At 64.3% G+C, this 21,921-nt stretch carries 18 protein-coding genes and 1 riboswitch; of the genes, 8 read left to right on the top strand and 10 right to left on the bottom strand.

The genetic code is table 11. The annotated features are described in order from the left end of the window. The 7 genes from ACREB4_RS11140 to ribD all read right to left on the bottom strand — a co-directional run. On the bottom strand, positions 1 to 501 hold a 501-nt coding region (locus ACREB4_RS11140; protein ID WP_431588284.1), incomplete at its 3' end, for a TssQ family T6SS-associated lipoprotein. Between the two features lie 12 nt (positions 502 to 513). Next, entirely contained in the window at positions 514 to 2,091 is a 1,578-nt protein-coding gene (locus ACREB4_RS11135; protein WP_431588283.1) for a serine/threonine protein kinase, read from the bottom strand. Positions 2,092 to 2,101: 10 nt separating this feature from the next. After that, complete coding sequence (gene nusB / locus ACREB4_RS11130) at positions 2,102 to 2,641, bottom strand: transcription antitermination factor NusB (protein ID WP_431588282.1); 540 nt, start codon at positions 2,639 to 2,641, stop codon at positions 2,102 to 2,104. Further along, complete coding sequence (gene ribH / locus ACREB4_RS11125) at positions 2,638 to 3,102, bottom strand: 6,7-dimethyl-8-ribityllumazine synthase (RefSeq protein WP_431588281.1); 465 nt, start codon at positions 3,100 to 3,102, stop codon at positions 2,638 to 2,640. The genes nusB and ribH overlap by 4 nt, the downstream gene beginning before the upstream one ends. A gap of 59 nt (positions 3,103 to 3,161) precedes the next feature. Then, entirely contained in the window at positions 3,162 to 4,277 is a 1,116-nt protein-coding gene (gene ribBA / locus ACREB4_RS11120) for a bifunctional 3,4-dihydroxy-2-butanone-4-phosphate synthase/GTP cyclohydrolase II (RefSeq protein ID WP_431588280.1), read from the bottom strand. Between the two features lie 72 nt (positions 4,278 to 4,349). After that, the gene (locus tag ACREB4_RS11115) at positions 4,350 to 4,985 is read right to left on the bottom strand and encodes a riboflavin synthase (RefSeq protein ID WP_431588279.1); all 636 of its coding nucleotides are present in this window, start codon (positions 4,983 to 4,985) and stop codon (positions 4,350 to 4,352) included. 31 nt (positions 4,986 to 5,016) lie between these two features. Beyond that, complete coding sequence (gene ribD, locus ACREB4_RS11110) at positions 5,017 to 6,150, bottom strand: bifunctional diaminohydroxyphosphoribosylaminopyrimidine deaminase/5-amino-6-(5-phosphoribosylamino)uracil reductase RibD (RefSeq protein WP_431588278.1); 1,134 nt, start codon at positions 6,148 to 6,150, stop codon at positions 5,017 to 5,019. Positions 6,151 to 6,269: 119 nt separating this feature from the next. Here ribD and ACREB4_RS11105 point away from each other — a divergent pair, with 119 nt between their 5' ends. The 7 genes from ACREB4_RS11105 (at position 6,270) to ACREB4_RS11075 (ending at position 17,026) form a co-directional block, all read left to right on the top strand. Beyond that, on the top strand, positions 6,270 to 6,827 hold the full coding sequence (locus ACREB4_RS11105) for a GspH/FimT family pseudopilin (protein ID WP_431588277.1): 558 nt from the start codon (positions 6,270 to 6,272) through the stop codon (positions 6,825 to 6,827). A gap of 1 nt (position 6,828) precedes the next feature. Further along, positions 6,829 to 7,395, top strand: a complete 567-nt coding sequence (gene pilV / locus ACREB4_RS11100) for a type IV pilus modification protein PilV (RefSeq protein WP_431588276.1) — start codon at positions 6,829 to 6,831, stop codon at positions 7,393 to 7,395. Beyond that, positions 7,392 to 8,408 (top strand): PilW family protein, encoded by a 1,017-nt coding sequence (locus tag ACREB4_RS11095; RefSeq protein WP_431588275.1) that lies wholly within the window; start codon positions 7,392 to 7,394, stop codon positions 8,406 to 8,408. Before pilV ends, ACREB4_RS11095 begins: the two co-directional genes overlap by 4 nt. A gap of 86 nt (positions 8,409 to 8,494) precedes the next feature. After that, entirely contained in the window at positions 8,495 to 9,016 is a 522-nt protein-coding gene (locus ACREB4_RS11090) for a pilus assembly PilX family protein (protein WP_431588274.1), read from the top strand. A 41-nt stretch (positions 9,017 to 9,057) separates the two neighbouring features. Then, positions 9,058 to 12,972, top strand: coding sequence for a pilus assembly protein (locus ACREB4_RS11085; protein ID WP_431588273.1), 3,915 nt, complete (start codon positions 9,058 to 9,060; stop codon positions 12,970 to 12,972). Between the two features lie 35 nt (positions 12,973 to 13,007). After that, positions 13,008 to 13,481: a type IV pilin protein gene (locus ACREB4_RS11080; protein WP_431588272.1), complete on the top strand. Its 474-nt coding sequence runs from the start codon at positions 13,008 to 13,010 to the stop codon at positions 13,479 to 13,481. A 2-nt stretch (positions 13,482 to 13,483) separates the two neighbouring features. Then, the gene (locus ACREB4_RS11075) at positions 13,484 to 17,026 is read left to right on the top strand and encodes an amino acid adenylation domain-containing protein (protein WP_431588271.1); all 3,543 of its coding nucleotides are present in this window, start codon (positions 13,484 to 13,486) and stop codon (positions 17,024 to 17,026) included. On the opposite strand, the gene nrdR is transcribed toward ACREB4_RS11075, so the two are convergent. From nrdR to ACREB4_RS11060, 3 genes are all read right to left on the bottom strand, one after another. Beyond that, entirely contained in the window at positions 17,027 to 17,497 is a 471-nt protein-coding gene (gene nrdR / locus ACREB4_RS11070; RefSeq protein WP_431588270.1) for a transcriptional regulator NrdR, read from the bottom strand. A 69-nt stretch (positions 17,498 to 17,566) separates the two neighbouring features. Beyond that, positions 17,567 to 18,817, bottom strand: coding sequence for a serine hydroxymethyltransferase (gene glyA / locus ACREB4_RS11065; RefSeq protein WP_431588269.1), 1,251 nt, complete (start codon positions 18,815 to 18,817; stop codon positions 17,567 to 17,569). 56 nt (positions 18,818 to 18,873) lie between these two features. Next, a riboswitch (ZMP/ZTP riboswitch) is annotated at positions 18,874 to 19,007 on the bottom strand. A gap of 34 nt (positions 19,008 to 19,041) precedes the next feature. After that, positions 19,042 to 20,037, bottom strand: a complete 996-nt coding sequence (locus ACREB4_RS11060; protein ID WP_431588268.1) for a transglycosylase SLT domain-containing protein — start codon at positions 20,035 to 20,037, stop codon at positions 19,042 to 19,044. Between the two features lie 213 nt (positions 20,038 to 20,250). Between ACREB4_RS11060 and ACREB4_RS11055 the strand changes: the two genes are divergently transcribed. Further along, positions 20,251 to 21,849, top strand: coding sequence for a UbiD family decarboxylase (locus tag ACREB4_RS11055; RefSeq protein WP_431588267.1), 1,599 nt, complete (start codon positions 20,251 to 20,253; stop codon positions 21,847 to 21,849). Positions 21,850 to 21,921 lie beyond the last annotated feature (72 nt).

Here is a 21,921-nt window from a genome sequence, read left to right as displayed (position 1 = left end):
GACGACGGCTTTCTTGGCCGGCTTGGCGGCTGGTTTGCCCGCGGGCAGGGCCTTGCGGTAGACCGGCCCCCACATCGGGTGCCCGGCTTCCGATTTGCTCAGGGCAAAGCCCGGGTCGGCCGCCCGGGCGGCCTTGAAAGCCTTGGCGCACAGGGCTTCGCGCCGGCTGGTGCAGTAGATGAACGCCAGGTGCTTGTGCGCCATCGCCACATCGGCTGGCGTTTTCAGGCCGCCTTGCAAGGCGGTGTTCAACTGGGTTTCGGCGATGGTGTACTGCCCGGCCTGATAGGCCTTCAGGCCTTGCGCCAGCACCGCCTCCGCGGGCGTGACCGCCGGCATCGGAGCCGGGGCGGATGCTGCCACCGCGGCGGGCGCCGACGCCATCAGATTGGGCGGCTCGGGCGCATTGGGCGGCGACTTCGTCGCGCACGCAGAAAGCACCATCAAGGCCACCAGGGGGGCCAGTCGTTCCAATGCGAAATGGGCATGAAGGATGCGCATGAAGCCTCGCGGTCAGAAGTGGTGGTCGATGTTGATGGCCGCGCCGGCCTTCACATCCACCGTTTTTCGCAAGGGCTTGGCATCGCCATTGCGGATGGTCAAAGTGTGCTTGCCCACGGGCAGCTTGAGCTGGGTCAGGGGTGGTGTCACGCCCAGGGAGCGCTCGCCCTCAAAGACCTCGCCCCAGGGGCTGATGGCCAGCCTGACCACGCCGGTGGGCAGGGGCATGGCTGGCTCTGGCTGCTCGGCGCTGGCAGAAGCCGCCACGGCCGATGCGGCGGGCTCAGAAGCCAGCACTGGGGTCGGCACGGGCTCGGGGCTGGCCGCGACCGCTTGCACGGGCAGGGCCTGCGACACCGGCAAGATCGCCGCCGTGGTGGAAGCCTTGGGCAGCGATGGCGCTGCCACGGTGGCCACCGCCTCGGACTTGGCGCTGGACTGCTGCTCCTGCCACAGGAACCAGCCCAGGCCACCCAGCGCCGTCAGCCAACCCGCGGCGGCCAAGGACCACATCCACGAGCGTTCGTTTTTTTGAGCAGCCTTGCCAGCGCTGGAGAACCGCGCCGACGAAGCGCCTGAACCCGATTGCGGCACCTCGCCCTGCTGGCTCAACCAGTCGCGCAGGGCCTGCGACAAAGCCCGCGCAGAACGCGTGCGCAGCGACACGTCGCGCTCCATCGCCTTGGCCACGATCTCGGACAGGGCCTTGGGCACCTCGGGGTTCAATTCGTGCGGCGCGGGCACCTCCCCCTTGAGCACCGCGTAGGCGATCTCGTCCAGGCTGTTGCCGGTGAAAGGCCGCTGGGTGGTCAGCAACTCGTACAACACCACGCCCAGGGAGTACACGTCGGCACGGCGGTCGGTCGGCTCCTGGCGCACCTGCTCGGGCGCCATGTAGTAAGGCGAGCCGCCGAACACTTCCTGGAAGCGGCTTTGCTCATCGTCCCGGCCCATCGACTCGGCCTCGCGGATGCGCGCGATGCCGAAGTCGAGCACGCGCGGCGACGTGCGCCCCACCATGAAGATGTTGGCGGGCTTGATGTCGCGGTGGATCACGCCCTTGTGGTGGGCGTAGGACAGCGCATCGGCCACGCGCCGCACGATCAGCGCGGCCTGCGCGGGCGTCGGCTTCCAGCCCAGGGTCAGCAACTGCCGCAGGTCCTTGCCGCGCAACAGCTCCATCGCAATGTACGTGCCCTGCTCGCTCAGGCCCGCGTCGTACATGGTCACGATGTGCGGGTTGTTCAGGCTGCCCGCGGCCTTGGCTTCGTTCAAGAACAAGGCGTTGAACTGCTCACGGTTGTCGGCGGGCAGGTCCACGTTCAAAGTCTTGATGGCGATCAGGCGCGACAGCAAGGGGTCGTGGGCCGCGTAGACCGTGCCCAGGCCACCCGCGCCGATCTTGTACTTCAGCGCATAGCGGCCGATGTGCCCGATGGTGGGCAACAGGTCGGGGCGTTCCTTGGGGACTTCGCTGGCGTCCGGCTCGGGCAGCGGGCGCGTCTGGGCAACGGTGTCCGGATCATCGCCCGGCATGGGTTCGCCATCCTCGTCATGAGGACGCGTCACCGCGGGGTTGAAGTCGGACATGGCCACAGTGTCAGCGGGGCCCCGAACGGGTGGAGCGGACCTCGTCGGGCCGCAACACCGGCGCCAGGTGGTCCAGCACGCCGTTCACATATTTGTGGCCGTCGGTGCCACCGAAGCTCTTGGCCAGTTCGACCGCTTCGTTGATGGCAACCTTGTAGGGCACGTCCAGGCAGTGGGTCAGCTCGTAGGCGCCAATCCACAGCACGGCGTGCTCGACGGGAGAGAGTTCCTGCACCGGGCGATCGAGGAACTTGGACAGCGCGGCGTCGAGCTGCGTGTGCTGGTCGATGCAGCCATGCAGCAAGGCGTCGTAGTGCGCGCGGTCGGATTTGGCGAACTCTTCCAGCTCGCGGATGTGGGCGTCGATGCCGCTGGCTTCGCGGCTGTTGAGTTGCCACTCGTACAGGCCTTGCAAGGCGAACTCGCGGGCGCGGCGGCGGGACGACTTGGCACGGTCGCGACCAGGCACGCCGCCCGCGCTCTTGCGGGCGGGGCGCGCGGCTTGGGACGCGCCGACGGCGTCGTCCTTGGGGGTCTCGGGAGTGCTCACAGCAGGTCGTCCAGCAAATTGGCCATTTCAACGGCAACGCGGGCCGCGTCACGGCCCTTTTCTTCCACACGGGCCTCGGCCTGGGCCTGATCTTCCACCGTCAGGATGGCATTGGCAATCGGCAGGTGGTGGTCCAAACTGACCCGGGTCACCCCCGCACCACTTTCGTTGGCCACCAGTTCGAAGTGGTAGGTCTCGCCGCGGATGATGCAACCCAGGGCGATCAGAGCATCGAAGCGCTCGCTGTCGGCCATGGCCTGCAACGCCGTCGGCACCTCGAGAGCGCCGGGCACGGTCACGTGCTGGATGTGCTTGGCGACCACCCCCAGGGCGACGAGTTCTTGGATGCAGACCTCGGCCAGTCGGCTGGTCAGATCGTGGTTGAAACGAGCCTGGACGATCCCGATGCGCAGTTCGCGCCCGTCGAGTCGGCCGGCTTGTCCTTTGTCAGCGCCTTGCATGTGTTGTGGTCCTGAAAGAGCGAGTGGAGGTCAAAAAAGAACGAAGAAAAAAAGAAAAATCAGTGCGAAGGCGCCAGCGTCTGGCCATCGGCCGTGAGGAAGCCGGTGACTTCCAGCCCGAAGCCCACCATGCTGGGCAGGCGCTGCTGGTTGCCCATCAGCTTCATGCGTTGCACGCCCAGCGTGCGCAGGATTTGCGCGCCCACGCCGTAGGTGCGCAGGTCAGGCGGCGTGCGGGGCACTTGGCCGGGGTTGGCCGGCAGCAGGCGATCGACCAGGCGCTCGGTTTCTTCACCGGCGTTGAGCAGCACCACCACGCCACGGCCGGCTTCGCGCACGGTGGCCAGGGCCTTGGGCAGCGGCCACGAGTGGCTGGGGTTGCCGGCGTCCAGCCAGTCCAGCACCGACAAGGGTTCGTGCACCCGCACCAGCACCTCGTCCGTGCAGCTCCATTGGCCCAGGCCCAGGGCCAGGTGGATGCCGCCCATGCGGTCGCGGAACACGCGGGCGTCGAAGGTGCCCTCGGGTGTTTCCATCGGGCGGGTGCCCAGGCATTCGATCAGGGATTCGTTGCGGCTGCGGTATTCGATCAGCGCGGCGATGGTGCCGATCTTCAGGCCGTGTTCCTTGGCGAACACTTCCAGATCCGGCAGGCGGGCCATGGTGCCGTCGTCCTTCATGATCTCGCAGATCACCGAAGTGGGCGACAGGCCCGCCATGGCGGCCAGGTCGCAGCCGGCTTCGGTGTGGCCGGCGCGCATGAGCACGCCGCCATCCTGCGCCTGCAAAGGGAAGATGTGGCCAGGCTGGACCAAGTCGGTGGCCTTGGCGTCGCGCGCCACGGCGGCCTGCACGGTGCGGGCGCGGTCGGCGGCGGAAATGCCGGTGGTCACCCCTTCGGTGGCCTCGATGGACACGGTGAAGGCGGTGCCATGCTTGGTGCCATTGCGCGTGGCCATGGGCGGCAACTGCAGCCGCTCGCAGCGCTCACGCGTCAGGGTCAGGCAGATCAGGCCACGGCCGAAGCGGGCCATGAAATTGATGGCCTCGGGCGTGACGTGGTCGGCCGCCAGGACCAGATCGCCTTCGTTTTCGCGGTCTTCTTCATCCACCAGGATGACCATGCGACCAGCGGCCAATTCGGCGATCAGCTCAGGAATAGGGGATATGGGCATCCCGCGATTGTAGGCGGGCGGACCTGCCTCGGCGCTGAAAACCACCGGGGAAACCCGGCCAGAACCCTGAATTTATGACGAGATCCGGCCCGCGCTGCTCAACATCCTTTCCACATAGCGGGCGATCAGGTCGACTTCCAGGTTGACCGGCGAGCCCGCCTTCAGCTTGCCCAGCGCCGTGTTGTCCACGGTGTGCGGGATCAGGTTGATGCTGAACTCGGCCTGCCCGTCGTCCTGGTCCCTCACCTGATTCACCGTCAGGCTGACCCCGTTGATGGTGATCGAGCCTTTGTAAGCCAGGAAGCGGGCCAGGCTCTGGGGTGCGCGGATGCGCAACTCCCACGATTCGCCCACGGGGGCAAAGTGGCTGACCGAGCCCACGCCATCCACGTGGCCGGTGACCAGGTGACCGCCCAGGCGGTCGTGCGCACGCAGGGCTTTTTCCAGGTTCACGGCGCCCAACTCGTTCAAACCCACGGTTCGCGCCAGGCTTTCGGCCGACACGTCGATCGTGAAACGCGCGGACGGCGCGTCGAAGGAGGTCACGGTCATGCAGGCCCCGTTGATGGCGATGCTGTCGCCCAGGCCCACGTCGTCCAGGAAACCCGCGGGCGCCTGGAGCGTGAGGCGGCGGCCATGGCTGGGATCGGCCCCCAGGGCCTGTGATTCGGTGATCTGGCCAACGCCAGTGATGATGCCGGTGAACATGGAAAAAATACCCGTGTGTGAAAACTGGAACTCAGAACCTGGCTCGGCCAGGCGGCCGGGCGATCACCCGCAGGTCGTCGCCCAGCAGGGTCGTGTCGTGGAAGGAAAACGCCCAGGCTTGCGACAAGTCGGCCAGCGGCGACAAGGCGGCCAGGCCACGCCCAGGCCCCATCAACTTGGGCGCAAGATACAACAGAACCTCGTCGACCAGGCCTTGCTCGATGAAGGCGGCGTTCAAGCGCGCACCGGCCTCCACGTGCAGTTCATTGACGCCCCGGGTCGCCAGGTCTTGCAGCACGAAGTTCAAGTCAACTTGGGACCGCGCGTTGGGCGGCGCCAGCGTCAGCTGGGCGCCCTGGTCCCGCAGGGCTTTTTGGCGCGTGGCGGCCGCAGGGTCCAGGCCCGCGTCCAGGCCATACAACACGACCTCTCCGGGAGGCGCCAACAGGCGGGCCTCGGCCGGCGTGCGCCATGCCGAATCGAGCACGGCCCGCAGCGGCTGCCGGGCCGTGGGCACTTCGCGCACGTCCAAACGGGGATCGTCGTCCAGCACGGTGCCGATGCCCGTGAGCACGGCCGACGCCCGCGCCCGCCAGGCATGGCCATCGGCCCGCGCGGCGGGGCCGGTGATCCATTGGCTTTGCCCATTGTCCAGCGCCGTGCGGCCATCCAGCGAAGCCGCGATCTTCAGGCGCATCCAGGGGCGGCCACGCACCATTCGGGACAGGAAACCCAGGTTGAGTTCCCGGGCCGCCAGCGCTTGCTCATCCTCGATCGGCAGCACATCCACGGCGATGCCGGAGGCGCGCAGGCGCCCCACGCCCTCCCCCGCCACCTGGGGGTTGGGGTCGAGCAAGGCCACCACGACGCGCACCACGCCCGCCGCCAGCAGGGCATCGGCGCAAGGGGGGGTGCGGCCATGGTGCGAGCAAGGCTCGAGGGTGACGTAGGCGGTGGCGCCCGAGGGGGACAAGCCCCGCGCTCGGCAATCGCGCAGCGCCATGACTTCGGCGTGGGGCCCGCCGGCCTCCTGGGTGTGCCCCTGCCCCAGCACCTCGCCCGAACCCGACACCAGCACGCACCCTACCCGCGGATTGGGATCGGACAAGCCAATGGCTTGCCGGGCCAGCGTCAAGGCGTGCGAAATGAAGTGCTTGTCGGACATGCGCGTTACCACTTAGAGGCGCCTATCTTGCCCGACAAATCGACCGCTGGTCGGCCGCTGAATGCCGCGTGTCGGATGCCAACTGTTCACTAAAAGCACGACCGTGCACAATTCCACACATGAGTAAACGTGCATTTCGACACATCAAGGGCAGGGTTGGGGGCTTCACGTTGGTGGAGTTGATGGTGACGGTGTCCATCCTGGCGATTCTGCTGGCCATCGGGGCGCCCAATCTGCGCGATTTTTTGGTCAAGCAGCAGGTGGCGGCCGATGCCAATGCCTTGGCGTCGGCATTTCGACTGGCAAGATCGGAAGCGCTCAAGCGAAGTGGCACGGTCAGCGTTTGTCCAAGCCCTGACCCCAGCGCAAAACCTCCCGCCTGCGTGACGACCGCGACCACGAACTGGTCCACGGGCTGGCTGGTGTTCATCGACTACCCCAACAGTGCTGGCCACGCCGGCGCCTTTGAAAGCGACCGAGACACGCTGCTGCACATCGAGCAGGACATCAAGTCGGTCAGCATCACCTCGAGCACTTCCGACACCGTCGTGTCCTTCCTGGCCAACGGTGTCTCGTCCAATGCTGCGGCCACTTACACCATCACCCCTTCCGTGGCATCCCTTGCTCAATGCGTCACCGTGAGCAGGCAAGGCCGTTCAAACGTAGGCAATTGCTGACATGAATTCACCTCGCCGACCCCATGGGCGTCAAGGCGGTGCCACCCTGATCGAAATCTTGGTGTCCATCCTCATCATCTCCTTCGGCATCCTCGCGATGGTGGTCATGCAGTTGAACACCACCAAGTTCGCCAAGGCCAACGAATACCAGGCCATGGGGGCACTGCTCGCCGCCGACTTGGCCGACCGCATCCGCGCCAATCGCCCCCAGGCCAATGAAGTCGCGCCCAGCTATTCATACCAAGTTCCTTATTCAACCTCCACCGCAGCGCCCACGGCCGGCAGCGGGTGCAATACCACCACCGACCAATGCACGCCTCAGCAAATGGCCGCGAAGGATCTTGCGGACTGGCGCACCTCGGTTCGCAACTCCCTGCCGCAAGGCGATGCTTTCGTCACTGCCGACGCGTCCGGAATCGACCTCTGGTTGATTTGGCTGGAACCCAACAGCACCGGCGAAAACAACACCAACCTCAGCCCCAACGGGAACAACGTCTGCCCCGCCGCCGTGCTGAATACAAGTTTGCGGCAGGTGCCAACCTGCATGCATTTCCGGACCGATCTATGAAACAGCAAGCCCCTGCCCGCCTGGCTTTCAGAGGCATTTCATTGATCGAGATCATGGTGGCCATGGCCATCGGTCTGGTGGTCATAGGTGCTGTTCTCAGCACCTACTTGCACTCGCGGGCCGGCTCGCGGCAAGCCGCCGCGTTGGCCCAGGTCACCGAAGACGCATCTCTGGCGATGGGCATCTTGCGTGGCCACGTTGCCATGGCTGGCTATGGCCAACCGGTGGTCGATGCCGCCGGAGCCTTCAACATGAGCCGCCTCACCGGCGAAGCCATCGTGGGATGTGATGGCGGCTTCAATGGGGGCATGGTCATCAATCCAACAGGCGTGATCTGCCGAGGCGGAACCACCACGCCGGACGCGCTGATCGTGCGCTACGAGGTCGATGCTCAGAACGGCCCGCTGGTATCAAATGGCAGCACGATGGTGCCCTCGGACTGCCAGGGCGGAAGCCTGGCGGCAGGCGCCTCCCCTTTCGACTATTTCGTGTCCGACAGCCGCTTCAGCATCGGCAGTGACGCCGGTGGAGGTACCGCACTGGAATGCCGAGGCAGTGGCGGCATTCCCACCACTGACGCCACCGCTACCGCAGCCACCACGGCCATCTTTGGCACGACCACGCTCGACCCGGCCGGCACCCCCACCTCGACCGTCAACGGCAGCGTAAGCCTGGTCAACAACATCCATGACATGCAGATCGTCTACGGTCTGGGCAATGCATCGGCCCCCGTGACGTTGGAAGACGGTTCGTCCAGCACCCGCCCGGGCAAGCGCGTTGAGACCTATGTGAAAGCAGCCGACGTCGGAGCACCAACCCATGGTAACTGGAAGCGTGTGGTGTCCGTGCGGATTTGCCTGGAAGTGAACAGTGAAGAAGAAGTGCTGGACCAGATCACCGCCTACCGTGGATGCGATGACGCCACCGCCAATCCCACGGCACTGAAAACGCCCACGGATCGCCGCATCTACCGGGCCTTCACCACCACCATCGTGCTGAACAACCGCACCTGAACCGGTCACCCCACATGCAACGCCGCCCCCTCACATTCGGCCACCCGCGCTTCATACCTTCAGCGAACTCACGCCAGCAAAAAGGCGTGGTCCTGATCGTCGCCCTGGTGATGCTGGTGATCATTGGGCTGACTTCAGCCGCGGTCATGCGCAACAGCCTGAATGCCGACATGGTGAGCCAGAATAGCCGCCGGCAGACGCAGGCGACTCAGGCGGCTCAGATGGCGTTGCGGTATTGCGAGAACCTGGCCATCAACAGCATTCCTTTGAACACTTATGTCAAGGCGGCGGCCGCTGCAGGCACGGAAGAGCTATGGAAAGTGTTTGCCAATTGGCCGGCACCCAGCAGCCCTGTGGCCACGTCCTCCCCCAGTGCCACCACAGGCCTGGTCAGTGTGCCCAACAGCGTCCTGGCCCCGAACGCCAACACCAGCACGGACAAATTCCGCTTTGCCCCCCAATGCATGTCGCAGTACCGCACCGTGGGTTCCAAGAACCTCGTGGTGGTCACCGCCAGGGGCTTCAGCAGCGACTACCAGGAAACCAGCGGCCGCACTGAGTCGGGCTCTGTGGTTTGGCTGCAGTCCATTCTGCGCGTGTCCAATTGATGACAAAGCAATTTCTTCTCTCGATTGACAGGACCGACATCATGCCGAGAACCCACCACTCCTTCCGGCCCATGCGCCAGACCCTGGCAATCTGGTGCTGCATCGGGCTGTTGCTGAACGGCATGTCGCCCGCTTGGTCCGCCCCGTCGCAAAGTCCCCTGATCACCCGCCCCGAAAAACGGCCCCTGCCCAACTTCATGCTGACCCTGGATGATTCGGGGTCGATGACCTATCAGTACCTGCCCGAGCGCAGCTTCACATTGAAGAATGGCACGGTCACCGAAACGGTCGCTTTCCCCAATGACGGCAAAGTGTTCTTGCACCCTTCCGAATTGCGCACCAACATTTTTTCGGGGCGGTCGGACGGGGAAGACGTGCATTTCGTCGCGGCCGATGTCTCGTCCGGGCCAGCCGATGCCGGCACCTTGCTGCATCAGATGCAGATGCGATCACCTCAAGTCAACAGCATCTACTACAACCCGGCCAAAAGGTACCGCCCCTGGAAAGACGACAAGGGGCACGACTTCTCCCAAGCATCGATCGCGAATGCTTACCTGAACCCCATGGCCTTGGCGCCCAATTCGACCACGGCACCCACCACGGCCGCCGTCGATCTCACGGACACCGTGACACCCTACAAGGCAAGGTGGTATTGCTCCACCGACGCTGGAGCGCCCAACTACACACCCTGCGGCGTCAGCAGCAAGCCGTTCAACCCAGCCATCGTCTATTTGCTGAACCCAAACCAGTCGGCGAACGAAGTGCTGCCGACCAATTACAAGCTGTACAACCTCAATGATCCGAACGCAAGTTCATTCACCTACAACCAGAAGTACGCCGACAGGACGGATTGCGTCGTCACCCAGACATCGACCGTGTGCAGCAAGGACGTTGAGCGCCAGAACTTCGCCAACTGGTTCGTGTTCTACAGGTCGCGGCTACTGATCGCGCAAGGGGCCATCCCGGCAGCCTTCGCCGACATCAGCGATTCCATCCGCCTGGGTTGGGCCACCATCCACTCCGGCGACTTCAGTGCCGACGCCGATGCAGGCAGCACCAGCAAGGAATCCTTTGTCCAGCAAGGCGTGCGCAGCTTCACTGCCGACCACAAGCTGAAGTTTTTCGACTGGATCCGCAGCCGCCCCACCTTCGCGGGCACGCCATCCCGATCTGCCTTGATCGGCGTTGGCGACTACTTCCAGCGCACCGACGAGCAGAACCCATGGAGCTCCAAGCCTGAACTCAGAACCAGTTCGTATAACCCCGCCAACGACCTCACCTGCCGCCGTTCCTTCAACATCCTGGTGACTGACGGCTATTACCGGGCAGAGACTATTTCCGTCGGCAATGTCGATGGGAACAATCTGACGCCCAACTACGCGAAAGCCGCGCCTTTCGCTGATGAGGAAAGCAACACGCTGGCGGACATCGCCATGAAGTACTGGGCCACTGATCTGCGGGACATCGACAACAACGTCCCCCCGCTGACAAACGCCAAAGCCTACAAGAGCGATCCTGCCACGTGGCAGCACCTGAACCAATTCATGATCGGACTCGGGGTGACGGGCACCATGCCGACCACCGATGCGCAGCTTGAACTGCTGGCCAACTGCACCAGCACCAACGGGTGCTGGAAGCCCACCGGCACCTACGACCTCATCGATGACCTGTGGCATGCGGCCATCAACAGCCGCGGCCAGTATTTCTCGGCCACGGACAGCGCCTCGCTGACCACGGCGTTAGAGAGTGCTCTCGAAATTGGCAGAGGTGCCATCCAGAAGGAGGCCGGCGTCGCAACGGCGGCCCCCACCCTGATCAATGGAAACGTGAAGTTCATCCCTGAATACACGCCGATCAAGTGGACCGGCAACATCAGGGCCTACGCGCTGGACGCTTCCGGTGTCGCCAGTCCCGTCGAATCCTGGAACGCTGTGGGCAGCCTTCCCGCTCCGGAGAGCCGCAACATCTTCATCTGGGATGCCGGTGCGACGATACCGCAAGCCATCCCATTCAAGCCCAGCGTCACGAACAACCAGCGCAACCTGGATGCGTTCAGCGCCCCGCTGATTGCCAAGATGGGAGCGCAGGCCAGCCCCAATCTGGTGGACTATCTGCGCGGGGGGAATCCCGCGGACAATGTGCCACGTCGTGTTCGCGAAAGCCCATTGGCGGACTTCGTGAACTCCACCCCACTGTTTGTCAAAAACGGCTTTGACCTGGGCTACACGAGCCTCAGTCAGGATGCGGGGAACACCAGCAGGGCGGGCGCCGGCACCTACAAGGCTTACCTGGACACGAAGGCGGGCCGCAACAATGGCGCCTTGTTCATTGGCGGCAACGGCGGCATGCTCCACACCTTCTCGAGCGACGGCATAGAAAGGTTCGCTTTCGTGCCCTATGCCGGCGCCGGAAATCTCTACAAACTGGCCAGACGGGACTATGGTTCGGAAGCCAACTTCCACCAATTCTTCGTGGATGGTCCGCTGGTTGAATCCGATGCCTACATCGGCTCTGGCACCACCAAGGAATGGACCAATGTGGTGCTGGGCACCATGGGGGCCGGTGGCCGCTCCATCTTCGCCCTGAAGTTGAATTCCGACAATCCCTCGCAACTGGACGCCAGTTCCGTGATGTGGGAGTTGGATGGTCCGAGCGATGAGGTTGCCACGGGCAGCGCGCGCGACGACATCGGGTACATCACCAGCGAGGTCCAAGTCGGCATGCTGCCAAACGGCCGCTGGAAGGCCTTTGTCGGCAATGGCCTGGACAGCCAGTCGGGCCGCGCCGCTCTGCTGGTGATCGACCTCCAGGATGGCACCCTTGAATCGATCGTGGCCGACAGCAGCGCAGGCAATGGCCTGGGCGGCGTTCGCCTGGCCCGCAACGGTACCTCCAAGGAAGTCCTGGCCGTCTACGCTGGTGACGCCAAGGGGCAATTGTGGCGCTTTGACTATGTGCCACCGACAGAGTCCCCGGATGGCGCAGCATCGGCCGCCTCTGCCGCCTCATCGACCGACGACACCGCGGGGTCGAGGATGGTCGTGGGCTTCAAGGGCAAGCCCTTGTTCACCGCGCGTGACCCTTTGCTGGTTGCCCAGCCCATCACGGCTGCCCCTGTGCTCAGGCCGCACCCGAACGGCGGCCGCCTGCTGGTGTTCGGCACCGGCCGACTGTTCAGCGATGCCGACAGCGACACGACGCAAACCCAGACGATCTACGGCATTTGGGATGAGGTCAAGGAGCTGGACACCAGTGGTGCCGCCCCTAGCCCTGTCTTGTCCAGCGGCATTGACGCCCGAGCACCCGCTTCCCTGCTGGTCAAGCAGGAGATCAACAAGGTGACCACGGTCACCCAACTGGACGCCGACGGAAAACCCTTGCCTGAATTGGGCGCCGACCGCCTACCGCTGAAGGACAGCTCGGGCAACATCATCTATCAGACCAGCACTTTTTATGGCCTGACCTCCAATTCTGTGGATTGGGGTCAGAAAAAAGGCTGGCTGCTGGATCTGATAATGCCCACCACCTCCACAACCAGCGACCATCCAAGGGTCATTTACACGCCAGATCTCTTCGGGCAGTCCGTCTATGTCACGGCGCTGACACCGGCCCAAAACAAGGAAAGCTGCAGTGCCAGCACGACCACGAATGGCTATGGCTTCCTGCTCAAGTTCTTTACTGGCGCTCAGCAAATCCAGGCTTCTTTCGACACGAACGGCAATGGCGTCCTCGACAAAACCGACATCTCCGCTGCCGGTGTGCGCGTCCCCGCTGGCCCGCAAACCATCATGACCAGGCAATCACCTCTGGACTTTGAAACCGGTGCTGGTGCAACGCCTGGCTGCGTGGCAGGCAGCGCCCAGGGCGCCTATGGCTCGCGCGGCATCCAGGATTGCGAGGCCGCGAAGGTGACCGACCGGATCTGGCGCCAATTGCTCAACCCGCCTGCGCCGTGATGTCGGATTGCAAGCCCTTCCCAAGGCCTTTCTCCATGCATGATTCTCCCCACAATCCAACCCGTGGCTTCACCTTGATCGAGGTCATGATCGTCGTGGCGATCATTGGCATCCTGGCCGCCATTGCCTTTCCCTCCTACACGCAATACATCCAGCGCAGCCGAAGGGCTGAAGCCCAAGCGGTGTTGATGGAAGCGGCGCAATTCATGCAACGCTTCTATGCATCGCACAATAGCTATGCCCGAGCCCTCGGTAGCACCACTGACGATGTGCTTCTTCCAGCCCCACTGTCGCGGTCTCCCAAGGACACGAGCAGCACCCAAAGCTATGACATCGATGTGGTCAGGACGGGCAATGATGCTGTCACGGCCACGACATTCATGCTTCAGGCCGTTCCGACGCAAGGCGGGCCCATGACTGGGGATCGCTGCGGTAACCTGACCTTGACCCAGACCGGTGTCAAAGGCGTGACAGGTACCAACGCCAGCGTCAGGGACTGCTGGAAGTAACAGTGCCCCCCGAATCCACAGAGTTCGCACAACTGGCCCATGTCCCAGGGCCATCGCTTGACCTGGCCGGCACTGAACGCGCCCTGGCGCAGCTGTGGGCGGACGTGCTCGAACTCGCGGACTGCCCGAGGCAAGAAAGCTTCATGGCATTGGGTGGCGACTCCATCTCTGCCACCCAACTGCTGTCGCGCGTGCGAGACCAGTTCCAGATTCAACTGCCACTGGAACTGATGTTCGAGCACATGAGCATCGAGCGCATGGCCGAGCTCATCGCCAGGCAACGCTCCCTGGGCGATGGCCCCTCGGGGCTGCCCAGCATCACCCGGCAACCGCGCGATCTGCCCTTGCCCCTCTCACATTGCCAGCGGCGCATGTGGCTGGTCCAGCAGTTCGCGCCGGAGACCACCGCCTACAACGTTCCTTTTGCGCTTCGCCTGACTGGCGCCCTTGACCGCGCACATCTGCAGCAGGCCGTCGAGGCCGTGTGGTCACGCCACGAAGTCTTCCGCACCCGCTTCACCATGACGCCGCAAGGACTGATGCAGTCCTTGACCGACAGTCCGGGGCCGGTTCACCTCACCGAGGCCGACTTCAGCAGCCACCGCGAAGACGAGCAACTCAAGCTCGCCAATGCCCTGCTGCTGCAGGTGGCGAGCACCCCGTTCGACATGGCGGACGGCCCCCTCTGGCGCTGCCACCTGCTGCGCCTGAACGACCACGACCACATCCTGGCCTGGGTCGCCCACCACATCATCGTGGACCTCTGGGCCAACCTGGTCCTGGCCCAGGAACTGGGTCAGGCTTACACGGCGGTCAGCCAGGGGCTGACACCTGAGCTGAAGCCCCACCCCATCGATTGTGCCGACCACGCCCATTGGCAAGCGAGCCCGGAGGTCTCCAAACACCTGGCACCACAACTGGGCCACTGGCTCGACCAACTGAAAGAACTGACGCCGCTCGCTCTGCCCACCGACCACCCTGCCACACCCGACTGGCACGAATCAGGGGGCCGCATCACCCGAATGTTCAAGACCAGCACCTTGAACGCCCTGGCCCAGAGGGCAGCCAGCAGTGGACACAGCCCCTTCATGATCATGTTGGCCTGCCTGAACGTGCTGTTGGCGCGCCAGACACGCCAGACCGACATCGCGATCGCCACGCCCATCGCCAATCGCCAGCATCCCGACACCGAGCACATCGTGGCCAGCCTGGTCAACACCTTGGTCATGCGCACGGAGGTCTCTGGCAGCCAGACCTTCCAGCAGGTCCTTGACCGCGTCAAGGCCACGGCTTTGCAAGCCTATGCGCACCAGGACCTGCCTTTCGACCTGCTCGTCGAAAAACTGGGGCACGCCCATCGCCAACACGACACCCCCTTGGGTTTGTCGGTGATGTTCAATGCCAGCAACGCCATGCCCGGCCAGTTCCAGTTCAAGGGACTGCAAGCCCGCCGTTTCCAGTTCGCCCGTGGCGCCACGCAGTTTCCGCTGAGCCTGGTGGTGGACACCGACCGGACCCAATCCATTTTCCTGGAGTACGCGGACAAGCTGTTCGATGCCGCGACGGCCGAAGCCCTGCTCGACAACTATTTGTCGCTGCTGGACCAGGTTTTGGCCCGACCCGATGCCCCCTTGTCCTCACTGAGGTGGCTGAGCCTGGCCGAGCGGGCCAGGCTCCACGCCTGGAACCAGGCCACCACCCCAGCCATTCACGGCGATGCTTCCGTCTCGGCTTTGCTCCATGCCCGCGCCCAACAGCAGCCCCATGCCGTGGCCATCAGATTCAAAAGCCAAATCGTCACCTATGGCGAGCTGGAAATGCAGGCCCGCCACATCGCCCAATCCTTGCGCGATCAAGGCATCGGGCGTGGCCATCGGGTGGGCATCTGCCTGGAGCGTGGACCCAACCTGCTGGCCTCGGTCTGGGCCGTCTGGATGACCGCCGCCGCCTACGTGCCGCTGGACCCTGCCTACCCCGCCGAGCGCCTGCAGTTCATGGCCGCTGACGCCAAGCTCTCGCTCGTGATCACGCACCAGACGCTGGAATCGCGCCTGGAATGGCCGCCCGGCCTGCGGCTGCTGCTGGACCACGCCGTGTCCACCACGATCAAGGACAAGGCGCCGCCCGACATCCAGGCCCAAGGCCACGACCCGGCCTACGTGATCTACACCTCCGGCTCCACCGGTCAACCCAAGGGCGTCATCATCCCGCACCGCGCCGTGGTCAACTTCCTGGAGAGCATGGCCCAGGCGCCCGGCCTCAGCGCGCAAGACCGCCTGCTCGCGGTCACCACCTTGTCCTTCGACATCTCCGTGCTTGAGTTGATGCTGCCGCTCACGGTGGGTGCGCAGATCGTGATGGCCAGCCACGACGATGTGCTCGACGGGCACGCCTTGAAAGCCCTGATCGAGCAGCACCAGGTCAACGTGATGCAAGCCACGCCTTCCACCTGGCGCCTGCTGATGGAAGCCGGCTGGACGCGGGGCCCCACACCGGCGGGGTTCAAAGCCCTGGTCGGGGGCGAACCCCTCAACCACGACCTGGCCACCCAATTGCTGAGCCGCGCTGACCAGGTCTGGAACATGTACGGCCCCACCGAAACCACGGTGTGGTCCACCTGTTGGCAAGTCCGCGATCCCTCCGCCGGGATTCGCATCGGTCGGCCCATCGCCAACACCCAAGTTTGGGTGCTGGACGAACACGGCCACCCCTGCCCCATCGGGGTGCCCGGCGAAATCGTGATCGGTGGCGATGGCGTCGCCATGGGCTACTGGGAGCGCGATGACCTGACCCGCGAGCGCTTCATCCCCAACCCTTTCAGCGACCAGGCCGGTGCCCGCCTGTACCGCACCGGCGACCTCGGACGCTGGTTGTGGAGCGGCGACATCGAACACCTGGGCCGCCTTGATTTCCAGATCAAGGTGCGCGGCCACCGCATCGAGCCTGGTGAAATCGAAACGCAGTTGACCCGACACCCCGGTGTGGCACAGGCCCTGGTCATCGCCCGCGAAGACACGCCCGGCGATGTCCGGCTGGTGGCCTACATCGTGCCCCGCCAGGCCATGCCGTCCAGGGCCGTGTTGCGTGAACACGCGCGGCATTGCCTGCCCGACCACATGCAGCCGCAGCACTATGTCGAATTGGCCAGCGTTCCCTTGCTGGCCAATGGCAAGGTCAACCGGCAAGCGCTTCCAGCGCCCGCCATGGCATCGCATGAGCCTGAACACGCATCCCCATCAGCCCTGAGCACCGACACCCAGAAGCTGCTGGCGCTCATCTGGCAAGAATTGCTGGGCGCTCAGCACATCCAGCCCGACGACAACTTCTTCAACCTGGGCGGGCACTCGCTGCTCGCCGTGCAGGCCATCGCCAAGATGGAGAAGGTGACCGGCAAGCGCGTCAGCGCTCGTCGCTATATTTTCGAAAACCTGGCCCAGTTGGCCAGCTCGTATGACCAGACCGCCTCGGTGGCGGAGCCCGCCGCGGCACCGCCACCCGCCCCCGGCCTGCTGCAACGGTGGCTGGGCCGCAAGCGCAAGCCCTGATCAGCCACCGTCCTTGGTGACCCGCTTGCCCGTTTCCTTGATCGCCGCCACGAACTCGCTGACGTCGTCAAAACTGCGGTACACCGAGGCGAAGCGCACATAGGCCACCTTGTCCAGCTTGCGCAACTCCTTCATCACCCACTCGCCCAGCTGGGTCGAGTCGACTTCCTTCTCGCCGCTCTGGCGCAGCCGCGCCTCGATCGACTCGATGGCCAGGTCCAGCGCCTCGGCGCTGACGGGCCGCTTGCGCAGCGCCACCATCATCGAGCCCTTCAGCTTGGCCCGCTCGTAGTCGGTGCGCCGTCCGTCGCGCTTGACGATGGCCGGCAGCTCGATTTCCGCGCGTTCATAGGTGGTGAAGCGCTTGTCGCAGCCGTTGCAGCGGCGACGCCGGCGGGTCGAATCGCCTTCATCGGAATCGCGGGTTTCGACAACCTGGGTGTCAGGGTGGGCACAGAAAGGGCAACGCATGGCTAAGGACCATCCATCCAGCAAAGAACAAAAAACCCGGCACAGGGGCCGGGTTGGAGCGTCAAGCGATCAGCGGTAGACCGGGAACTCGCGGGTCAAAGCCGCGACCTTCTCGCGCACGCGGGCCAGGTTGGCCTCGTCGTTCGGGTTGTCCAGCACGTCGGCGATCAGGTTGCCCACGGCAATGGCCTGCTCTTCCTTGAAACCACGCGTGGTCATCGCGGGCGAGCCCAGGCGGATGCCGCTGGTCACGAAAGGCTTTTGCGGATCATTGGGGATGCCGTTCTTGTTGCAGGTGATGTGGGCCAGGCCCAGCACCGCTTCGGCTTCCTTGCCAGTCAGGCCCTTGGGGCGCAAGTCCACCAGCATCACGTGGCTCTCGGTGCGGCCCGACACGATGCGCAGACCGCGTTGGGTCAGCGTGTCGGCCAGCGCGGCGGCGTTCTTCACCACTTGCTGCTGGTAGGCCTTGAACTCGGGCGACAAAGCTTCCTTGAAGGCCACCGCCTTGCCGGCGATCACGTGCATCAGCGGGCCACCCTGGATGCCAGGGAAGATGGCGCTGTTGATCTTCTTGGCGACCTCTTCGCTGCGCGACAGGATGAAACCACCGCGCGGGCCGCGCAGGCTCTTGTGCGTGGTCGAGGTGACGACGTCGGCGTGCGGCACGGGGTTGGGGTACACACCCGCGGCGATCAGGCCGGCGTAGTGGGCCATGTCCACCATGAAGTAGGCGCCGATTTCCTTGGCGATCTTGCCGAAGCGCTCGAAGTCGATGCGCAGCGCGAAAGCCGAAGCACCCGCGATGATCAGCTTGGGCTTGTGTTCCCGGGCCAGGCGTTCCATGGCGTCGTAGTCAATGTCTTCCTTGGCGTCCAGGCCATACGACACCACCTTGAACCACTTGCCCGACATGTTCAGCGCCATGCCATGTGTCAGGTGGCCGCCTTCGGCCAGGCTCAGGCCCATGATGGTGTCGCCAGGCGACAGCAGGCCGAAAAACACGCCCTGGTTGGCTTGCGAGCCGGAATTGGGTTGCACGTTGGCGTACTCGGCGCCAAACAGCTGCTTCAGGCGGTCGATCGCCAGTTGCTCGACGATGTCGACATATTCGCAACCACCGTAATAACGCTTGCCAGGGTAGCCTTCGGCGTACTTGTTGGTCAGCTGGGAGCCTTGCGCCTCCATCACGGCGGGCGAGGTGTAGTTTTCCGAGGCGATCAGCTCGATGTGGTCTTCCTGGCGCTTGTTTTCAAGCTTGATGGCAGACAACAGTTCGGGATCGACGTTGGCAAGGGTGTGTTGGGCGCGGTCAAACATGAAGGCAGTCCTCTTCAGTCGTGTGAAGACCCACCGCAGCATCAAGATTGCTGCCAGAGGGCTGCCCAGGCGAACGGCTCAAACAGCGACCCAGCCAGATGCCAAGTGCCGGCCGCGCTTCCCGGTGGTTCACCACCTCAGACCCCATTGCTGACCATGGGGCCGTCTATCGCCAGTCGCGCGGCAAGTCTGGATTGTATCGGACAAGGCGCTTGGCGCGCCACTCAATGCGCCATCGCCACCTGTTCGGCCCGGCGAACGGGGGCCGTGTCGCTCGCGGCTGGCGCCGTGGGCATCGCCGCTGGCGGGATCACCACGGCAGGCGCCACCAGGCCACCCTGCACGGCAGCCTCGGGCGTGGCCGACACCGCCGCAGGCTGGATGCGCGAAGGCGATTCAGCCTGCACCATGGTCTGCTGGGGCACGGACACGTTCACGGGCACCTTTTGCCCGGCCACCACCTGCCGCAGGAAAGCCTGCTCGGCCAGAACACGGTAGGCATAACCACCATCGTCGGCCATGTTGGCCGCGCCCACGTAGTACTTCAGGCCGCCTTCCAGGCTGCCAGCGCGCTGGATGCATTCCTTCAGCACCTGCACGCCCACGCGCAGATTGGTCACCGGGTCGAAGGCGGCGTTCTGCCCGCCAAAGATCTGGTACTTGTCATGGTGGATGCGCGTCATGACCTGCATCAAGCCTTGGGCCCCCACATGGCTTTGCGCAAAGGGGTTGAAGCTGGACTCGATCGCCATGATCGACAGGATCAGCGTGGGCTCCACGCCCGCACGGTGCCCCACTTCCCACGCCTCTTGCACCAGGCGGCTCACGGGCTCGGGGGCCACGCTGTAGCGGCGGGACAGCCAGATGGCGACCGCGGCCTGCTGGCGGTTGAGGCCAGCGGGATCGGCCGCTGTGGCACGCTGAATGGCCTCGGGCTCGGCCATGGCCAGCAGCACATCGTTCAACTTGGGATCGACTTCCACCTGGGTGCGCGCCGTGGCGCGGTCGATCAACCAACCCAGGACACGGCTTTCCAGCCCATGACGCACATCGTCACGGCCCGCCACGAACACCACCAGGGCCACTGCGGCCAGGCCCAACAGGGCCAGTGCGTTGTGGCTCACCTGGCGCAAGCCAGTCACCACATCCAGCACGAACAAACTCACGCCAGCGCGTGCGGACGAGACCAGCCCGTTCACGTCACGTTTTACTGCTGTCATGACTCTCCTTTCCTCACCACCGATCACCGAATGTCTTCAGTGGATACGATGGAGATAATCACCCCCAAGATGGGCACGCCGTTTGGCCGTGCTGCGCCGCCAAGGCACAGGGAAAACCCGGAGAAACATCCTCCGGGGTCGTCGGGAGCGGATTCTAGGCAGCCCTGTAATAACCAGTCAAGCATAAAGACTTGATCTTTTATATCGAAAAACATGAAATACCGTGACCTGCGTGACTTCGTGTCCGGCCTGGAAAGGCTGGGCGAACTGAAACGCGTGGCAACACCTGTGTCCGTGCGGCTGGAGATGACGGCGATCAGCGATCGCGTGCTCAGGGCCGGCGGTCCCGCGCTTTGGTTCGAGCAGCCCACTGGTCTGACACCCCCGCGAACAAGGGGGGTCAATTCACGCCAAACCCCGGTATTGACCAACCTGTTCGGCACCCCGCGCCGGGTCGCCCTGGGCATGGGCGCCGAGGATGTCAGCGAGCTGCGCGACATCGGCCGCATGCTGGCCAGCCTGAAAGAGCCCGACCCGCCCAAGGGATTGAAAGACGCCGGCAAGCTGTTCAGCATGGCCAAAGCCCTCTGGGACATGAAGCCATCCCGGGTCAGCAAGGCGCCCTGCCAGGACCACGTGATCGAAGGCAACGACATCGACCTGGCCACCCTGCCCATCCAGTTGTGCTGGCCGGACGACGCCGCCCCCCTGCTGACCTGGGGCTTGGTCGTCACGCGGGGGCCTCAAGGCGTGCCCAAGGCGCGCAGCCGCCAGAACCTGGGCATCTACCGGCAGCAGCTCATCGGCCCGCGCCAAGTCATCATGCGCTGGCTGGCCCACCGCGGCGGCGCGCTCGATTTCCGCGAGTTCGCCCTGGCCAACCCTGGTCAGCCCTTCCCCATCGCCGTGGCGTTTGGCGCGGACCCGGCCACCATCCTGGGCGCGGTCACGCCGGTGCCGGATTCATTGAGCGAATACCAATTCGCCGGACTGCTGCGTGGCAGCCGCACCGAACTGGTCAATACACAAGTCGGCGAACGCACGGCCGAGGGCGACCACTGGCTGCAGGTGCCCGCCAGCGCCGAGTTCGTGCTCGAAGGCCACATCCCGACCGCACCCGCTGGTTTCAAAGGCACAAGCGAACACGGCGTGTCATTGATGGAGCGCGGCGGCTACCTGCACGCGTTGGAAGGCCCTTTCGGGGACCACACCGGCTATTACAACGAGCAGGACTGGTTCCCCGTTTTTGAAGTGCGCCGCATGACACACCGCACCGATCCGGTCTACCACTCCACCTACACCGGCAAGCCGCCCGACGAGCCCGCCGTGCTGGGCGTGGCGCTCAATGAAGTCTTCGTGCCCATCCTGCAGAAGCAGTTTCCCGAGATCGTCGACTTCTACCTGCCGCCCGAAGGCTGCAGCTACCGCATGGCCATCATCAGCATGAAGAAGTCCTACCCGGGCCATGCCAAGCGGCTGATGTTCGGCGTGTGGAGCTACTTGCGCCAGTTCATGTACACCAAGTTCATCGTCATCGTGGATGACGACGTGGACACCCGCAACTGGCAGGAAGTGATCTGGGCCATCACCACCCGCATGGACCCCGTGCGCGACACCACCCTGGTCGACCAGACGCCGATCGACTACCTGGACTTCGCCTCGCCCGTCAGCGGACTGGGTGGCAAGATGGGCCTGGACGCCACCAACAAGTGGCCCGGTGAAACCAGCCGGGAATGGGGCCGCACCATCACCATGCCCGAGGAGGTCACCCGGCGGGTGGACGCCCTTTTGCAAGACATCATGCGAGGCTGATGTCACACCACCTCAAGTCCATGACGACAAAAGGACTTGCGCCCGGACAAGGCTTGGATTAATCTGAACTTG

Origin of the sequence: Aquabacterium sp., assembly GCF_050725395.1 — a bacterium.
Lineage (GTDB): Bacteria > Pseudomonadota > Gammaproteobacteria > Burkholderiales > Burkholderiaceae_C > Aquabacterium.
Note: the sequence above shows the minus strand (reverse complement) of the source record. Positions and strands in the feature narration are given on the sequence as shown.

What these genes read in the sequence shown, in the direction of transcription:
- ACREB4_RS11080 (WP_431588272.1), top strand. Translation starts at nt 13,008, where the DNA reads ATGCATGATTCTCCCCACAATCCAACCCGTGGCTTCACCTTGATCGAG.
- nrdR (WP_431588270.1), bottom strand. Translation starts at nt 17,497, where the DNA reads ATGCGTTGCCCTTTCTGTGCCCACCCTGACACCCAGGTTGTCGAAACC.
- ACREB4_RS11135 (WP_431588283.1), bottom strand. Translation starts at nt 2,091, where the DNA reads ATGTCCGACTTCAACCCCGCGGTGACGCGTCCTCATGACGAGGATGGC.
- ACREB4_RS11085 (WP_431588273.1), top strand. Translation starts at nt 9,058, where the DNA reads ATGCCGAGAACCCACCACTCCTTCCGGCCCATGCGCCAGACCCTGGCA.
- ACREB4_RS11095 (WP_431588275.1), top strand. Translation starts at nt 7,392, where the DNA reads ATGAAACAGCAAGCCCCTGCCCGCCTGGCTTTCAGAGGCATTTCATTG.
- ACREB4_RS11060 (WP_431588268.1), bottom strand. Translation starts at nt 20,037, where the DNA reads ATGACAGCAGTAAAACGTGACGTGAACGGGCTGGTCTCGTCCGCACGC.
- glyA (WP_431588269.1), bottom strand. Translation starts at nt 18,817, where the DNA reads ATGTTTGACCGCGCCCAACACACCCTTGCCAACGTCGATCCCGAACTG.
- ACREB4_RS11055 (WP_431588267.1), top strand. Translation starts at nt 20,251, where the DNA reads ATGAAATACCGTGACCTGCGTGACTTCGTGTCCGGCCTGGAAAGGCTG.
- ribBA (WP_431588280.1), bottom strand. Translation starts at nt 4,277, where the DNA reads ATGCCCATATCCCCTATTCCTGAGCTGATCGCCGAATTGGCCGCTGGT.
- ribD (WP_431588278.1), bottom strand. Translation starts at nt 6,150, where the DNA reads ATGTCCGACAAGCACTTCATTTCGCACGCCTTGACGCTGGCCCGGCAA.
- pilV (WP_431588276.1), top strand. Translation starts at nt 6,829, where the DNA reads ATGAATTCACCTCGCCGACCCCATGGGCGTCAAGGCGGTGCCACCCTG.
- ribH (WP_431588281.1), bottom strand. Translation starts at nt 3,102, where the DNA reads ATGCAAGGCGCTGACAAAGGACAAGCCGGCCGACTCGACGGGCGCGAA.
- ACREB4_RS11115 (WP_431588279.1), bottom strand. Translation starts at nt 4,985, where the DNA reads ATGTTCACCGGCATCATCACTGGCGTTGGCCAGATCACCGAATCACAG.
- ACREB4_RS11105 (WP_431588277.1), top strand. Translation starts at nt 6,270, where the DNA reads ATGAGTAAACGTGCATTTCGACACATCAAGGGCAGGGTTGGGGGCTTC.